The 14,461-nt window shown below is 64.8% G+C and carries 18 protein-coding genes; all 18 read left to right on the plus strand.

Features of this window, described 5'->3' with window-relative positions; all coding sequences use genetic code 11:
* Window positions 1-68: 68 nt before the first annotated feature.
* The 18 genes from E2A64_RS07060 to ccmE all read left to right on the plus strand — a co-directional run bounded on the left by E2A64_RS07060 (window position 69) and on the right by ccmE (window position 14,445).
* Window positions 69-635 (plus strand): head-tail connector protein, encoded by a 567-nt coding sequence (locus E2A64_RS07060; RefSeq protein WP_133283680.1) that lies wholly within the window; start codon window positions 69-71, stop codon window positions 633-635.
* Entirely contained in the window at window positions 635-970 is a 336-nt protein-coding gene (locus E2A64_RS07065; RefSeq protein WP_133283681.1) for a phage head closure protein, read from the plus strand. Before E2A64_RS07060 ends, E2A64_RS07065 begins: the two co-directional genes overlap by 1 nt.
* Entirely contained in the window at window positions 967-1,374 is a 408-nt protein-coding gene (locus E2A64_RS07070; protein WP_133283682.1) for a DUF3168 domain-containing protein, read from the plus strand. Before E2A64_RS07065 ends, E2A64_RS07070 begins: the two co-directional genes overlap by 4 nt.
* 26 nt (window positions 1,375-1,400) lie before the next feature.
* Window positions 1,401-1,808: a phage major tail protein, TP901-1 family gene (locus tag E2A64_RS07075; protein WP_133283683.1), complete on the plus strand. Its 408-nt coding sequence runs from the start codon at window positions 1,401-1,403 to the stop codon at window positions 1,806-1,808.
* Window positions 1,808-2,167 (plus strand): gene transfer agent family protein, encoded by a 360-nt coding sequence (locus tag E2A64_RS07080; protein ID WP_133283684.1) that lies wholly within the window; start codon window positions 1,808-1,810, stop codon window positions 2,165-2,167. The genes E2A64_RS07075 and E2A64_RS07080 overlap by 1 nt, the downstream gene beginning before the upstream one ends.
* Entirely contained in the window at window positions 2,167-2,391 is a 225-nt protein-coding gene (locus tag E2A64_RS07085) for a phage tail assembly chaperone (RefSeq protein WP_133283685.1), read from the plus strand. The genes E2A64_RS07080 and E2A64_RS07085 overlap by 1 nt, the downstream gene beginning before the upstream one ends.
* Window positions 2,378-2,968 carry a phage tail tape measure protein gene (locus E2A64_RS07090; RefSeq protein WP_133283686.1) on the plus strand — a complete coding sequence of 197 codons (591 nt, stop codon included), beginning with the start codon at window positions 2,378-2,380 and terminating at the stop codon, window positions 2,966-2,968. The genes E2A64_RS07085 and E2A64_RS07090 overlap by 14 nt, the downstream gene beginning before the upstream one ends.
* An 11-nt stretch (window positions 2,969-2,979) precedes the next feature.
* Window positions 2,980-3,609, plus strand: a complete 630-nt coding sequence (locus E2A64_RS07095; protein WP_133283687.1) for a DUF2460 domain-containing protein — start codon at window positions 2,980-2,982, stop codon at window positions 3,607-3,609.
* On the plus strand, window positions 3,606-4,499 hold the full coding sequence (locus E2A64_RS07100) for a DUF2163 domain-containing protein (protein WP_133283688.1): 894 nt from the start codon (window positions 3,606-3,608) through the stop codon (window positions 4,497-4,499). Before E2A64_RS07095 ends, E2A64_RS07100 begins: the two co-directional genes overlap by 4 nt.
* A gap of 9 nt (window positions 4,500-4,508) precedes the next feature.
* Complete coding sequence (locus E2A64_RS07105; RefSeq protein WP_133283689.1) at window positions 4,509-4,958, plus strand: NlpC/P60 family protein; 450 nt, start codon at window positions 4,509-4,511, stop codon at window positions 4,956-4,958.
* Between the two features lie 6 nt (window positions 4,959-4,964).
* The gene (locus E2A64_RS07110; RefSeq protein ID WP_133283690.1) at window positions 4,965-8,825 is read left to right on the plus strand and encodes a baseplate multidomain protein megatron; all 3,861 of its coding nucleotides are present in this window, start codon (window positions 4,965-4,967) and stop codon (window positions 8,823-8,825) included.
* A 37-nt stretch (window positions 8,826-8,862) separates the two neighbouring features.
* Window positions 8,863-9,069 (plus strand): hypothetical protein, encoded by a 207-nt coding sequence (locus E2A64_RS07115; protein WP_133283691.1) that lies wholly within the window; start codon window positions 8,863-8,865, stop codon window positions 9,067-9,069.
* A 177-nt stretch (window positions 9,070-9,246) separates the two neighbouring features.
* Complete coding sequence (locus E2A64_RS07120) at window positions 9,247-9,489, plus strand: hypothetical protein (protein ID WP_133283692.1); 243 nt, start codon at window positions 9,247-9,249, stop codon at window positions 9,487-9,489.
* A 68-nt stretch (window positions 9,490-9,557) separates the two neighbouring features.
* On the plus strand, window positions 9,558-10,235 hold the full coding sequence (locus tag E2A64_RS07125; protein WP_133283693.1) for a response regulator transcription factor: 678 nt from the start codon (window positions 9,558-9,560) through the stop codon (window positions 10,233-10,235).
* A gap of 2 nt (window positions 10,236-10,237) precedes the next feature.
* Window positions 10,238-11,623 (plus strand): sensor histidine kinase, encoded by a 1,386-nt coding sequence (locus tag E2A64_RS07130; RefSeq protein ID WP_133284296.1) that lies wholly within the window; start codon window positions 10,238-10,240, stop codon window positions 11,621-11,623.
* Between the two features lie 157 nt (window positions 11,624-11,780).
* A complete protein-coding gene (locus E2A64_RS07135) occupies window positions 11,781-12,248 on the plus strand; it encodes an RT0821/Lpp0805 family surface protein (protein WP_428977454.1) in 468 nt (155 codons plus the stop codon).
* Between the two features lie 162 nt (window positions 12,249-12,410).
* Window positions 12,411-13,970 (plus strand): c-type cytochrome biogenesis protein CcmI, encoded by a 1,560-nt coding sequence (ccmI, locus tag E2A64_RS07140; protein WP_133283695.1) that lies wholly within the window; start codon window positions 12,411-12,413, stop codon window positions 13,968-13,970.
* A 4-nt stretch (window positions 13,971-13,974) separates the two neighbouring features.
* Window positions 13,975-14,445: a cytochrome c maturation protein CcmE gene (gene ccmE, locus E2A64_RS07145; protein WP_133283696.1), complete on the plus strand. Its 471-nt coding sequence runs from the start codon at window positions 13,975-13,977 to the stop codon at window positions 14,443-14,445.
* The last annotated feature ends 16 nt before the right edge of the window (window positions 14,446-14,461 follow it).

A 14,461-nucleotide genomic window follows, 5' to 3' on the forward strand; every position in this document is an offset into this window, starting at 1 on the left:
ATGCCGTTCCGAATTGTCCGACCTCCCGCAAGCCGGGGCGGCATTCTCCCTTTCATCGGAGATATTCAATGACCCTGATCCTTACCGGGCCTGCGCTCGGCGAGCCGCTGACGCTCGCCGAAACGAAGGGCCACTTGCGTCTCGACACGAGCGCCGATGACGATCTCGTCGGCAGCCTGATTGCGGCTGCGCGCGCCCATTGCGAGGCGGAAACGGGACTGGCGCTGATGACCCAGAGCTTCCGGCTGTTCCTCGACGACTGGCCTGACACGCCGGTGATTCAAATCCCCAAATCTCCGGTCGAGACCATTGATTCGGTGACTGTTTTCGATTCCGGCGGCGAGTCGCTCGAACTCGATCTCACCGCCATGACGCTCGACGGGCGGGCACGCCCCGCGCGGCTTCTCACTGCTGGCCGACCGCCGGCCGCGCGGGGGATCAACGGGATCGAGATCGATTTCACCGCAGGCTTCGGCACCGCCGCCGACATACCGCCAGAACTCAAGCGCGCCATGCTTCTGCATGTGGCGCTGATGTATGAATTCCGCGGCGCGGTAAGTCCCGACATGCAGCCCGCCGCCATTCCGCACGGCTACCGCTCGCTGATCGGTCCGTGGGTGCGGAGGGCGATCTGATGCGCCGGAGCTTCAATGATCCGGGCTGGCTCGACGCGCGGCTGACACTGGAGGTGCCATCCGAAGCGGCGGACGGGCAGGGGGGCGCAACACGTGACTGGGTGAGCGTGGCAGGCCTTTGGGGCGCCGTCCATCCGGTTTCGGTCCGTCCGGGCGAGGAAGCGGCCGTGGCTAACGCCACGCTTACGCATCGGGTGACCATCCGGGCGCGCGACGACGTGTTGCGCGGCATGCGCTTTTCCTGGCGGGGGCGGGTACTGGCCATTGAAGCCGTCAGCGACCCCGACGAGAGCGGTGCCTATCTCGACTGCATGTGCCGGGAGATGGCTCCATGAGTGCGAACGCGCTGCAGCGGGCAGTCTTCGAGCGGCTGACCGCTGACGCCGATGTCACCGCGCTGGCAGGCCCGGGCAAGGTTTTCGACGGCCGTCCGGAACGGATGCAGCCGCCCTACCTCGTTTTCGGCGACTGGCGGATCGACGACTGGTCGACTGGATCGGAAGAGGGCGCGGAGCACCGTTTCGAGATCGAGATCTGGTCCGATGCGCGGGGCCGCAAGCAGGCGGCAAGCCTTGCCGAAGCGGTTCGCGCCGCACTTCACGATGCGACGCTTGGTTTGCCGGGCTTTCACCTGGTCAATCTGCGGCACACGCGAACCCGGAGCGGGCGCGAGCCGAAATCGCGGCACATCCGGGCGCGGATCGCGTTCCGCGCGGTTCTCGAACCCGCCGCATTCTGAGTTCAACCCTCGAAGGGAGACGCGATATGTCCGCACAAAAGGGCAAGGACCTGCTGCTCAAGATCGATGATGGCAGCGCATATGTGACGGTGGCCGGACTGAGAGCGCGGCGGCTCGCCTTCAATGCCGCGGCTGTCGATGTGACCGACGCCGAGTCCGCCGGGCGCTGGCGTGAATTGCTGGCCGGAGCGGGCGTTCAGCGCGCTTCGCTATCCGGCGGCGGGTTGTTCAAGGACGCGACCAGTGACGCGCTCGTCCGCCAGGTCTTCTTTTCCGGCGAGATACGTTCCTGGCAGGTGATGATCCCCGACTTTGGAACCGTCACCGGACCGTTTCAGATCGTGGCTCTCGAATATGCCGGTCGACATGATGGCGAGGTGACATTCGAGATGGCGCTTGAATCCGCCGGTGAACTTGTGTTCGGAGCGGCCTGATGGCGAGTTTCGGACGACCACCCAACCGGTTGCGCGGCGAGGTGTCGGCGAGAATCGACGGCGAAAGCCGGATCCTTTGCCTCACCCTCGGCGCGCTCGCCGAACTCGAAGGGGCCTATGAGGCAGACGGACTGGCGGGACTTTGCGCCAGATTGGCCGCCGGCAGCTTTTCCTCGACCGATCTGATCCGCATTCTTGCGGCCGGACTGCGGGGCGGCGGCAATGTGGCGAGCGACGAGGACGTCGCGGCCATGAGCTTCGTCGGCGGGGTGCCGGAAATGGCGCGCATCGCCGCCGAACTGCTCGTCTCGGCCTTCGGGACGGGAGACGCTCCAAACCCTCCGAAGCCGCATCCGTGATGACGAAGCCTCACTCGAACGCGCCGATCCCCTGGTCGGCGCTGATGGCGTTCGGGCTCACGCGGATGCGGCTTTCCCCCGAGACATTCTGGGCACTCAGCCTGGCCGAAGTGAGGGTGATGGCCACCCCGCCGGCACCCTTGCGATTGGCGATGCCGGGACGCGCCGAACTGGAAGCGCTGGCGCAGCGCTACCCCGATGGAGAGAGACATGGCCGAGGATGACCTGAACCTGCCCGACTACGATATCGAGGAGACGGCTCGCGGACTTGCCGAACTCGAACGGCGGGCCAATTCGTTCGGTTCGGCGATCACCCGTGCCCTGCAGCAGGCGGTCATCGACGGGCGCAGCCTCGATGATGTGCTGCGCGGTCTGGCTGCACGCATGTCGGCGATCGCACTCGACGCCGGGCTGGCTCCGCTCGAGAACCTGCTTTCGGGACTCGCCGGAAATCTCACCTCCAGCCTGACAGCGGGGATCGGCAATCTTCTGCCCTTCGAGCACGGTGGGGTGCCGGGGCGGACGATCCCCTTCGCGGATGGCGGTCTGGTAGGCGGGCCGACGCTTTTCCCGATGCCGGGAGGCGATGTCGGTCTGATGGGAGAGGCGGGAACGGAAGCGATCCTGCCGCTTGCGCGTGGCCCCGACGGACGGCTGGGCGTGGCAGGCGGCGGCACGGCAGCATCCGTGCAGGTGACTTTCAACGTCACGACGCCCGATGCCGCGAGCTTCAAGAAATCCGAGGCACAGGTCACCGCCATGCTGGTGCGTGCGGTGGGGCGCGGTCGCCGCGGGCTGTGAGGAGGGGGAGAATGACCCAAGGTTTTCACGAGGTTTCACTGCCATTGCGGCTGGCGCTGGGAGCGAGCGGCGGCCCGGCGCGGCGCACCGATATCGTGGCGCTGTCGAATGGAGGCGAGACGCGCAATGCCCGCTGGGCCGATTCCCGCCGCCGCTACGATGTGGGGACGGGCATCCGGTCGATCGAGGACCTTTATGCGCTCACGGCCTTCTTCGAGGCCAGGCGCGGGCAACTCTACGGCTTCCGCTTCCGCGATCCGGTTGACCACGCGAGCGCGGCGCCGGGCGCTCCGATTGCCGCGACCGATCAGGAGATCGGCATCGGCGACGGTGAGACGTCAGTCTTTCAGCTCATCAAGCACTATGGTGAAACGAAGCGGATCATCGGCAAGCCTGTCGCGGGAAGCGTTCTGGTGGCCGTCGACGGTGTGGCAATCGATGCGGCAGATGTCATCGCCGACGAGACGTCCGGCGAGATCATCTTCGAAGCGGGAGCAATTCCGGCCGCAGGTGCGATCGTTTCCGCCGGCTACGCGTTCGATATCCCGGTGCGGTTCGACGCCGACAGGATCGAGGTCAATCTGGCGGCCTTTCGCGCCGGCTCGGCCCCCACGGTGCCGCTGGTGGAGATCCGGCCATGAGACAGATCCCGGACATGCTCGCCGCTCACCTTGAAGGGGATGCGACCACGACCTGCCACGCCTGGCGGCTGACCCGCCCGGACGGGATGGTGATGGGCTTCACCGATCATGATCGCGATCTCCTGTTCGACGGAACGATCTTCGCGGCCATGACAGGTTTCGCCGATGGCAGCGAGGTGGAAAGCGGCCTCGGTCTGGGCGCCGATGCAGCCGAAGTGATCGGTGCCTTCTGCGCGGATGTCATCACCCGCGCCGACCTGACCGCAGGTCGCTACGACGGGGCGCTGGTGGAGACGTTCCTGGTCAACTGGCAGTCTCCGGACGAACATGTGCTGCGTTCGACACGCGAACTCGGCGAGGTGCGAAGCGGGCCGGACGCCTTTCACGCCGAACTGAGAAGTCTCGCCGCCCGGCTCGACCGGCCCGGTGGGCGGGTCTATTCCCGAAGCTGCGATGCCGAACTCGGCGACGGGCGATGCCGCGTCGATCTCGACAGCCTTGCCTATACCGCCTCGGGCGCCGTCAGCGACGTCTTCGCCGACGACGTGTTCGGTGTCTCGGGACTGGAGGGATACGAGGACGGCTGGTTCAGGCAGGGAAAGATCCGGTTTTCCTCCGGCCCTCTCGAAGGCATTTCCTTCCTCGTCGCAGAACATGACGATGTGGATGGCGGGGCGCGGATCACGCTCTGGTCGCCGCCCTCCGCGCGGCCCGAACCCGGCGACGGGTTCACCATCGTGGCGGGCTGCGACAAGCGGCGCGAGACCTGTCGAGACCGTTTCGCCAATATTCTGAACTTTCAGGGCTTTCCCTTCATGCCGGGCAGCGATTTCGCCTACGGCTATGCCGATGGCGAGACCGAGCATGACGCCCGTCCACTGATTACCTGAGGACGTTTCATGAGCAAGATTACCGAGGACGCGCGCGGCGATCTGATCGTCGCGGCAGCGCGCAGATGGATCGGCACGCCCTATCGTCATCAGGCGAGCCGTATCCGCGTGGGGGCGGATTGTCTGGGGCTGGTGCGCGGGGTCTTCGAGGACGTCACCGGCAGGGTGCCGGAACATCCCGCCCCCTATGCCGCCGACTGGGCCGAATATTCGGGCGAGGAGCGACTGCTCGACGCCGCGCGCGCCCATTGCGGCGAACCGCTCGATTTCACGCAGGCGCGCCCCGGCGACATCCTGGTTTTTCGCTGGCGCGATCATTCCGCCGCGAAACATGCCGGCATCCTCTCTGCGCCCCGCCGTTTCATCCACGCCTACGAGCAGGCAGGCGTGATCGAATCGCCGCTGACACCGGGCTGGGCGCGCCGGGTCGTCGGTGTCTTCCGTTTCCCCGGGGAGTGAACCGCCATGGCTGTCATCATCCTGCAGGCAGCAGGCGCGGCGCTTGGCGGCGTCTTCGGCACGGTCGGCGCGATTGTCGGGACCGCCGCGGGCGCGATCGCCGGCAGCATGATCGATTCCGCCCTGTTCGGCAGCAGCCGGACGATCCGCGGCCAGGGGCTGTCTTCCGTGCGCATACCCGCCGCCGACGAGGGCAGTCCGATTGCCCGTGTCCAGGGGGCCGCGCGTATCAGCGGCACGCTGATCTGGGCCACCCGTTTCGAGGAGCGGATACGCACCGAACGCACCGGCGGCAAGGGTGGCGGCGGTCAAGTGGAAATCGAGCAGCATGTCTATTTCGGCAATTTCGCCTTTGGTCTTTGCGAAGGCCCGGTCGCACTCGTCCGCCGGGTGTGGGCCGACGGGCGCGAGCTCGATCTTTCGACCATCGAGATGCGGCTTCATCGCGGTACGGACGACCAGCTGCCCGATCCGTTGATCGAGGCGAAACAGGGCGTGGGCCAGACGCCGGCCTGGCGCGGATTGAGCTATGTCGTTTTCGAGCGTTTGCCGCTGGGCGATTTCGCCAACCGCATTCCGGTCTTCAACTTCGAAGTGGTGCGACCGATCGGCGATCTGGAAGCCCGCATCGAGGCCGTCACCTGTATTCCGGCAAGTACCGAGCACGGCTATGCCCTGACCAAGGTGAGCCAAACGCCGTGGTTCGGCGAAGAAAAGCTGATCAATCGCAACACCCTCCGCGGGGGGAGTGACTGGACCGTTTCGATCGACGAACTGACGGCCCTCTGTCCCAAGCTGAAGACCGTCGCGCTGGTCACCGCCTGGATGGGCAGCGACCTGCGGATGAGCGAATGCGAATTTCTACCCGGTGTCGAGGTGAGGTTGCGGTCCTTCGAAAGACCGGCCTGGCGCGTCGGCAATTTCAACCGCTTTTCGGCCCGCCTCGTCAGCAGCACCGATGGCCATCCGGCCTATGGAGGAACACCGTCCGACGCCTCGGTCATCGAGGCGATACGCGATCTCAAGGCGCGCGGGCTAGAGGTGCTGCTCTATCCCTTCGTCATGATGGACATCCCGGCCGGCAACGGGCAGCCCGATCCCTATGGCGGTCCGGAACAGGCTGCTCTCCCATGGCGTGGCCGGATCACCTGTCACCCGGCGCCAGGCGAGGCGGGCTCGCCCGATGGAAGCGCGCAGATACGTTCCGACGTGGCTTCCTTCTGCGGTTCCATGACGGCAGGACAGGTTCATGTTTCCGGGCGTACCGTGACCTGGAGCGGCGGCGATAACGGGTATCGCCGCATGATCCTGCACCATGCCGCCCTCGCCAAGGCCGCGGGCGGTGTCGATGGCATTCTGATCGGCTCGGAAATGCGGGGCCTGACGCCGCTGAGGGACGAGACAGGCGCCTTTCCGTTCGTCGATGCGCTGTGCGAACTGGCTGAGGACGTCAAAGCCATGCTCGGTCCGGACACGGTGGTAACCTATGCCGCCGACTGGAGCGAATATTGGGGGCATCGCCCCGACGACGGGTCCGGCGACGTGCTCTTCCATCTCGACAAATTATGGGCCGATCCGGCGGTCGGAGCAGTGGCCATCGACAATTACATGCCGCTCTCCGACTGGCGCGACGGCGACCGGGAGACCGGCAACCCGGACGGGGACCGCCACGGTGCCGACCGCGACGGGTTCGCCCGTGCGATCACGGCGGGTGAGGGGTTTGACTGGTATTATGCCTCGCAAGGCGACCGGAAGGCGCGTATCCGCACCCCGATCGCCGATGGACTGGCGGGAAAGAACTGGGTCTACCGCGTCAAGGATATCCGGGGTTGGTGGGAAAACCCCCATTACGACCGCCAAGGTGGGGTGGAGGCCGTCGAACCTACCGCCTGGGTGCCGGCGTCCAAGCCCGTCTGGCTGACTGAGATCGGCTGTCCGGCGGTGGACAAGGGCGCAAACGAACCCAACCGTTTTCCCGACCTGCGCTCGGCGGAGGGTGGGCTGCCGCATTTTTCCACCGGAGCCCGCGACGATACCGTGCAGCGCGCCTTTCTCTCGGCCCATATCGACCACTGGACCGGCCCGGCCAATGCGGATGGCATGGTCGATCCGGCAAAGGTCTTCGCCTGGACATGGGACGCGCGGCCCTATCCCGCATTTCCGGCACTTGCGGACCTGTGGTCGGATCACGGCAACTGGCGCACGGGCCATTGGCTCAACGGCCGGATGGGTGGCGCCGTGCTGTCGGACATCTTCGCCGACGTGCTGATGCGGGCCGGCTTCACCCGGTTCGACGTCTCCGGCATCACCGGCGCCGTCGGCGGGCACGCGGTCAACGGCACCGGGTCGGTCCGGCAGATCCTCGAACCGCTGATGGAAGCATTCGCGATCGACATGCGGGAAGGAGCCGGCGGCCTGGAGTTCTTCTCGCGTCTCTCCGTTTCGGGCATTCCGCATCGGATCGATGTCGTGGCCGATCCCGAAGACGAACCGCGCTTCGAGGAAGCCCGCGAGCAGGAAACCGAGCTTCCCGGTGAATGCCTGTTACGGTTTTTCGATCCGCTTGAAGATTACAAGACGGCCAGCGCACGCTCGCGGCGTCTGATCGACGGATCGATCAACCAGACCACGCTGTCTCTCGATCTCGCGCTCGATGTGGCAAGCGCGAGTGGCACTGCCGATCTCTGGCTCAAGGATCGCTGGAGCGGTCGCCGTTCGCTGCGGCTTGCGGTGTCACCGGCAAAGGTCGCCATCGAGCCGGGTGACCTGTTCCGCTGTACATTCGAGGGTGCGCCGGACGGGATCTTTCGCGTCGAGCGGATCGAGGATGGCGCCTTTCGCCGCATCCAGGCGCGCGCCCATTCCTTTCCGCTGCCTCTCGAACCGGCGGCGCCGCTGCGGATGCTTGCGACCGGCGATGCAAGCGCCGGATTTGCGCCTGATCTGGTCCTCGCGGATCTGCCGATGATGTCCGGCATCGACGAAAGCGCCTGGGCGGTCGCGGCTGCCCACATGAAGCCGTGGCGACCACTCGTCATTTCCGCTTCCTCCGGCTCGATGGGGTACCGGCAGCGTACGCGTCTCGACCTGCCGGCTCGCGTTGGACGCCTTGCCGACGCCCTTGCCCCGGGGGCCGTGGAGGGGCGCTTCGACGCTTCGGACGACATTCTCGTCCAGCTGCCGTTCGGCGGGTTTGAGAACCTGACCCGAGAGGCCGTGCTCGATGGCGGCAATATCCTGGCGCTCGAACACGCCTCCGGTTGGGAGATCCTGCAGTTCGAGACCGCCGAGGAAATCGAGGCCCGTTTGTGGCGATTGGGATCGCTCCTGCGCGGTCAGGCCGGCACCGACGACATGATGCGGGAGATCGCGGAGGAGGGCGCGCGCGTCTTCATGCTCGACCGCGCTGTCAATATGCTGGGCCTGACACCGGGTGAGGCGGGGCGATCACGCAACTATGTGGCCGAGCTCGCGGGAGGTGGCGACGGAGGCCGGACCTCGCCGAGCGCCTTTTCCGGCGGGTTGAGGGCGCGCAAGCCCTTATCTCCCGTTCATCCCAAAGCCGTCCGCACCGAGGAAGGCGTCCGCTTCAGCTGGATCCGGCGCAGTCGTGCGCCCGAAGCCGACGACTGGGCGGCCGTGGAGGTGCCTTTCGTCGAAGCCGGCGAGCGCTACCGCATCACGATTCTCGACGGTGAAGCCGAGATCCGTGTGGCCCAAACCACGCAAACGGCCTGGACATACGCGGAAAGTGCCGAAATCGCCGATTTCGGCAGCGCACGGACCGCCTTCGACATCCGCATCGAGCAGGGCGGCCGGACGGTTCCCTGGGGCGTGCCGCGCAATGCCCATGTCCCCGTCATCTGAACATACCGACACAGCAACGCGAGAAGAGGAGAATGCAATGAACGAGACCAAAGCCTGGTACCAGTCGAAATCCGTCTGGGGTTCGATCATCACGATCGGTTCGATGGTGGCTGCAATCGTCGGCACGCCCGTCACCCCTGCCGATCAGCAGGCGCTTATCACGCTGACGACGACCGCGGCCGGGTCCGTCGGCGCGCTTGTTTCGCTCGTCGGCCGCCTCGTGGCCAAGGAGCGGATCGGCTGAGAGAGAACTTCGACGCCGCGCGGGCCATTTGCATCTCAGGGCGGGCCATTTGCCTGTCAGGGGACGAGTGGCCCCCGCAATACCTCTTGTCATTCATTCCCCGTTCAGCCAGCTTCACCTAGAAGGGATGCAACAAAACGCCAAATCCTGCTAACCAGGCGGATAACGGGGCTTGATATGCAACTTGATCTTTTGACGAAAACCACTCTTGCGCTCGCGGCTCTGCTGTCGCTGACTGCGCCCAGCTCGGCCACAGACTGCTCGCGGGCCGTTGCCCGTGTGGTCTCGGAGACTGGCGGAGAGCTTCTGTCGGCAACGCCGCAGAACAGGGGCGGACGGAACGTCTGCGTCGTTACCGTCCTCGTTCCGGGCCACGGCGATGAGCGACCCAAGAAGCTCACGCTTACTGTTCGCTCCTGATTGCGCTAACGTCTCTTGCTTATATATAGCCGGACGATGAATCATAAGAGCGCGGAGGAGTGGATTTAGTGCGCATTCTGGTGGTGGAAGACGATCACGATCTCAACAGGCAGCTTTGCGAGGCGCTGACCGAGCAGGGCTATGTGGTCGATCGTGCCTTCGACGGCGAGGAGGGGCATTTCCTCGGCGATACCGAGCCCTATGATGCCGTCATTCTCGATATCGGCCTGCCGGAGATGGACGGGATCACGGTGCTCGAGAAGTGGCGCGCAGAAAGTCGTGCCATGCCCGTTCTGATCCTGACCGCGCGCGATCGCTGGTCGGACAAGGTCGCCGGTATCGATGCCGGTGCCGATGACTATGTGGCCAAACCCTTTCATCTCGAGGAGGTCATGGCGCGTATCCGTGCGCTCATCCGGCGCTCGGCCGGCCACGCCTCGTCCGAACTCACCTGCGGTCCACTCAAGGTGGACACCAAGTCCTCCAAGGCGACAGTCGGCGGTGTGGCGCTCAAACTGACCTCCCACGAATTTCGGCTTCTCTCCTACCTCATCCACCATATTGGCGAGGTGGTGTCGCGTACCGAACTGGTCGAGCATATGTACGATCAGGATTTCGACCGCGATTCCAACACTATCGAAGTCTTCGTCGGTCGTTTGCGCCGCAAGATGGGTGTCGACCTGATCGAAACCGTACGCGGCCTCGGCTATCGCATGCGTGCGCCCGGTGACCAAGAAGCGGGATGATGCTGCGGTTCAATTCCCTTACCGTCCGCGTTCTCTTCTTCGGCTCCATATGGGCGGCGATCGGCATCGTCGCCATCGCCCTCGTCATCTCCGGCCTCTATCGCAATGCCTCCGAGCGTGGCTTCCGTTTCCTGCTGCGTGCCAATCTCAACGGCATCATCAATGCTGTCTCGATGGATGAGACCGGCGAGCTCAGCGGCAGTCCGCAACTCGGCTCTCTCGCCTATTCGCGGCCGGACAGCGGCTGGTACTGGATCGTCGATCCGATCCCGCCTGCCGGCGGCAGCCGCCTTGTATCGGCATCGCTCGGAGGGGAAGGTCCCGCAATTCCTTCCGTCGAGGAATATCCCTTCTCCGAAAGCTATGTCCGGACCTACCCGGCAACCGATCAGGCGGGCAACGAGCTCGTGGTCGCCGAAACCGAGGTCGATCTCGGGCCCGGCGCCGCGCGCATCCGCGTTGCCGGAAATCTTGCCGTGATCGAAAACGACATCTCCCGCTTCAATTATCGCCTGTTCCTTGCACTTGGACTTTTCGGCATAGGCAGCCTGATCATCAACGGAATCGCCATTCTCGTCGGGCTCAAGCCGCTCGACCACGCCCGCCGGGCGCTCGAGCGCATTCGTGCCGGGCAGGCAGACAGGCTGACCGGCGATTTTCCCAGCGAGATCGCGCCGCTGGCCAGCGAGATCAACCAGCTCATAGAAATGAACACCCGCGTGGTCGAGCGTGCCCGGAAGCAGGTCGGCAATCTCGCCCATTCCCTCAAGACGCCGATCGCCGTGCTGCTCAACGAGAGCCGCGAATTCGAGCCCGAGAAGGGCCGCCTGGTTCGCGCCCAGGTGGACTCCATGCAGGCGCAGGTGCAGACCTATCTGGACCGCGCCCGCATCGCTGCCCAGCGCGGCAGCGTTCTGGCTCGCGCGGATGCGCGCAGTGCCATCGAACGGATGATACGGGTAATGGGCAAATTGAACCGCGAGGTCGAATTTTCCCAAGCCATCGAAACCGCCCAGCCCAGGCTTGCCGTCGAACAGCAGGATTTCGAGGAGGCACTCGGCAATCTGATGGAGAACGCGGCGCGCTTCGCCAGGAAAAGCGTCGTGGTCCGGGTCGCGCCGGCACATCCCCCGGATGGTGCTGCGATAGCGACAGGCTGGCTTGCGGTCTCCGTCGAGGATGACGGGCCGGGATTGACGGAAGAGGAGCGCAAGGAAGCGCTCAAGCGCGGGCGCAGGCTCGATGAATCACGGCCCGGCACCGGGCTCGGCCTGTCCATCGTGGCCGAGATCTGTTCCGAGTATGGCGGCAGCTTCTCGCTGGAGACATCCCAAGCCGGAGGACTTGCCGCCCGGATGGTTCTGCCGGGCTTGCAGGCCGAGGCCTGACGACAATGCGTCGCTTGACCCTCGATTTGTCGGCGAACTGCGCCATATTGCCGCCACAGCAATGCCGCACCAAGGCGGGGAACGAGTGGAGTGGTCCGATCGGCCTCTCTCCCCGTGTTGTTTTTCGGCGAACGATTTTTTGAGGAGACGGACCAGGATGATCGCGTGCGGCACAACGACTGATAACCTTAAATCGGTTTTCACGGCGGCATCGTTGACCTTGGCTCTCGCAGTCGCCGGTTGCGCGACCTCGAATTCCGGCGTTTCACCATTGTCCTTCGCAAGCGCGGGGAAATCATCGGAGCTCGGCTCGAACCAGCTTCTCTCGGCCCTTAATGGCGGCGTTCTGCCGGCAGGATCGATGACGGACCTGTCGAAATCCGATCGGTTGCGGGTTCTTGAAGCCGAGTACAAGGCGCTCGAATCCGCGCCGGGCGGACTGCCGGTCGCCTGGAAGAGTTTTGACGGGCGTGCCAATGGCCAGGTGATCGCGGCGACACCCTATCAGGTCGGCCAGCAGAATTGCCGCCAGTACACCCACTCGGCCACGATCGGCGGCCAGACGGTCACGGGGCAGGGGGCGGCTTGCCGCAATCCCGACGGCAGCTGGACGCCCTTGACCTGAGCAGTGCTGACCGGCAGTTGTCGGGCTTTCTGTGAACGAGCAGGTCAAAAAAGCGCTGCCGGTTTGAACTAGCACAAAGTTGATCGCGACCAATTGCCCTAATGGCTGTGTGACGGGCCGAATGCTGTTGGCAATAATCGGTCTCTCGGATAATGAAAGCCGATGTTTTTCTGGATCATAGCCGCCTTTATGACCTTCGCCGCCTGCATGGCGTTGCTGCTGCCTCTTCTGCGGCGCAGCGATGCCGGTGCGGCGAGCGCGTCCGAAGCCCATGACGTCGAGGTCTATCGCGACCAGATCGCCGAGATCGAGCGCGACCATGCCGAGGGACTTATCGATGCGCAGGAGGCCGAGATCGCCCGCGCGGAGATCGGCCGCCGTCTTCTGGGTGCTGCCCGCAAGGTCGAGGCCGGCGAAGCTGCGCGGAAGCCGCGCCGCACCGGTCGACGCTATGTCGCCGCCGCCATTCTGATCCTGGTCCCCCTCGCAGCCGTTCCCGCCTATCTTGAACTCGGCGCGCCAGGCGCAGAGCAGCAGCCGCTCTCCGCGCGCCTGTCACAGGACGCGCAAAAGTCCGATATCTCCGTTCTCATTGCCGATGCAGAAAGCCATCTGACCGCCAACCCGGACGATGGACGCGGCTGGGACGTGCTCGCGCCGATCTATCTGCGCATCGGGCGCATCGATGACGCCGAGAATGCGTTCCGCAAGGCGATTGCTCTGCTCGGCCCCTCCGCCAGTCGTCAGGTGGGGCTCGGGGAAACGCTCGTCAGCGAGTCCGACGGTATCGTCACCGAGGAAGCCCGCCTCATCTTCCAGAGTGCCCGTGAACTGGATCCCGAAGATCCGCGCCCGGCCTTCTTCCTCGCCATGGCCAAGGCCCAGGAAGGCAAGACCGACGAGGCACGCCGCCAGTTCCAGGCGCTGATCGACCGTTCCACGCCGGATGCGCCCTGGATCCCGGCAATCGAGCAGCAGCTCGCCTCGCTCGATCAAGCCGAGAGCAACGAGGGTTCAAACAGTCCTACGCCTGCGGAAATTGCGGCCGCGGCCGCCGGCAAGTCGCCGGAGGAGCGCGACGAGATGGTGCGCTCGATGGTGTCGACACTGGAATCGCGGCTGGCGCGGGACCCGAACAATTTCGACGGCTGGAAGATGCTCATCCGCTCCCAGATTGTCGTCGGAGACCAGGCAAGCGCGCAGCGTTCGCTCAATCGCGCGCTCGTCGTCTTCCCTGAAGCTCCCCAGGGGCCGGCGCTCGTCGCGCTCGGCAACGAACTTGGTCTCAATGCGAAGGCCGAACTGGGTGGCGTGCCGATGGCGACGACCAACAATCCGGTTGCCGCGCCCGCTGCTGGCAACGGCAGCGCGGCGAGCGAGCCCTTCATCGTGCCGAATGGCGAAGCCCGCGAGACCGAAACGGATTCCCCCGCACTCGGCAATCCATCAGCCGAAGCCATTGCCGATGCCGAAAAAATGTCGGCCGACGATCGTCAGGCGATGATCCGCTCCATGGTTGCCTCGCTCGACGAGAAGCTGACTGCCGAACCCGACAATATCGAAGGCTGGCTGCGTCTGATCCGTTCCTATGTCGTGCTCGGCGAGGGCGACGAGGCCCGAAATGCCGTCGCGCGCGCAAAATCGGCCTTCAGCGGCCAGACCGAGCAAATCGGCGCAATCGACGCACTGGCCAATGATCTGGCCATCGGAGAACGGAACTGAAACGATGAACAGGAAGCAGAAACGACTGTCGATCATTGCCGGTGGCGCGATCTTTCTCGCAGCTGCCGCGGCGCTCGTGATGTCGGCACTGAACGACCAGATCGTGTTCTTCTCCTCGCCCACGGATATCCACTCCAGACCGGTTTCCCCCGACACACGGATCCGTCTCGGCGGTCTGGTGGAAGAGGGGACGGTCATCCGCGGCGAGGGCGCCAAAGTTACCTTCAAGGTCACCGACACCAACGATTCCGTCGAGGTGACCTATAACGGCATCCTGCCGGATCTCTTCCGCGAGGGACAGGGTGTCGTGGCCGAAGGCATCTACGATCCGGCGTCGCGCGTTTTCACTGCCGACACGATCCTTGCCAAGCACGACGAGAATTACATGCCCAAGGAAGTGGCGGATGCCCTCAAGGCGCAGGGCGTGTGGCAGGAAGGCGAAGGCGGACCCAAACCGGCGTCCGCAAACAACTGACTGCGAGAGACTGCCT

Origin of the sequence: Pseudohoeflea suaedae, from assembly GCF_004354915.1 — a bacterium.
Taxonomy (GTDB): Bacteria; Pseudomonadota; Alphaproteobacteria; order Rhizobiales; family Rhizobiaceae; genus Pseudohoeflea; species Pseudohoeflea suaedae.

Excerpts from the sequence above, each read along its gene's own strand:
- E2A64_RS07060 (WP_133283680.1), top strand. The coding sequence starts at position 69 with ATGACCCTGATCCTTACCGGGCCTGCGCTCGGCGAGCCGCTGACGCTC.
- E2A64_RS07065 (WP_133283681.1), top strand. The coding sequence starts at position 635 with ATGCGCCGGAGCTTCAATGATCCGGGCTGGCTCGACGCGCGGCTGACA.
- E2A64_RS07070 (WP_133283682.1), top strand. The coding sequence starts at position 967 with ATGAGTGCGAACGCGCTGCAGCGGGCAGTCTTCGAGCGGCTGACCGCT.
- E2A64_RS07075 (WP_133283683.1), top strand. The coding sequence starts at position 1,401 with ATGTCCGCACAAAAGGGCAAGGACCTGCTGCTCAAGATCGATGATGGC.
- E2A64_RS07080 (WP_133283684.1), top strand. The coding sequence starts at position 1,808 with ATGGCGAGTTTCGGACGACCACCCAACCGGTTGCGCGGCGAGGTGTCG.
- E2A64_RS07085 (WP_133283685.1), top strand. The coding sequence starts at position 2,167 with ATGACGAAGCCTCACTCGAACGCGCCGATCCCCTGGTCGGCGCTGATG.
- E2A64_RS07090 (WP_133283686.1), top strand. The coding sequence starts at position 2,378 with ATGGCCGAGGATGACCTGAACCTGCCCGACTACGATATCGAGGAGACG.
- E2A64_RS07095 (WP_133283687.1), top strand. The coding sequence starts at position 2,980 with ATGACCCAAGGTTTTCACGAGGTTTCACTGCCATTGCGGCTGGCGCTG.
- E2A64_RS07100 (WP_133283688.1), top strand. The coding sequence starts at position 3,606 with ATGAGACAGATCCCGGACATGCTCGCCGCTCACCTTGAAGGGGATGCG.
- E2A64_RS07105 (WP_133283689.1), top strand. The coding sequence starts at position 4,509 with ATGAGCAAGATTACCGAGGACGCGCGCGGCGATCTGATCGTCGCGGCA.
- E2A64_RS07110 (WP_133283690.1), top strand. The coding sequence starts at position 4,965 with ATGGCTGTCATCATCCTGCAGGCAGCAGGCGCGGCGCTTGGCGGCGTC.
- E2A64_RS07115 (WP_133283691.1), top strand. The coding sequence starts at position 8,863 with ATGAACGAGACCAAAGCCTGGTACCAGTCGAAATCCGTCTGGGGTTCG.
- E2A64_RS07120 (WP_133283692.1), top strand. The coding sequence starts at position 9,247 with ATGCAACTTGATCTTTTGACGAAAACCACTCTTGCGCTCGCGGCTCTG.
- E2A64_RS07135 (WP_428977454.1), top strand. The coding sequence starts at position 11,781 with ATGATCGCGTGCGGCACAACGACTGATAACCTTAAATCGGTTTTCACG.
- ccmI (WP_133283695.1), top strand. The coding sequence starts at position 12,411 with ATGTTTTTCTGGATCATAGCCGCCTTTATGACCTTCGCCGCCTGCATG.
- ccmE (WP_133283696.1), top strand. The coding sequence starts at position 13,975 with ATGAACAGGAAGCAGAAACGACTGTCGATCATTGCCGGTGGCGCGATC.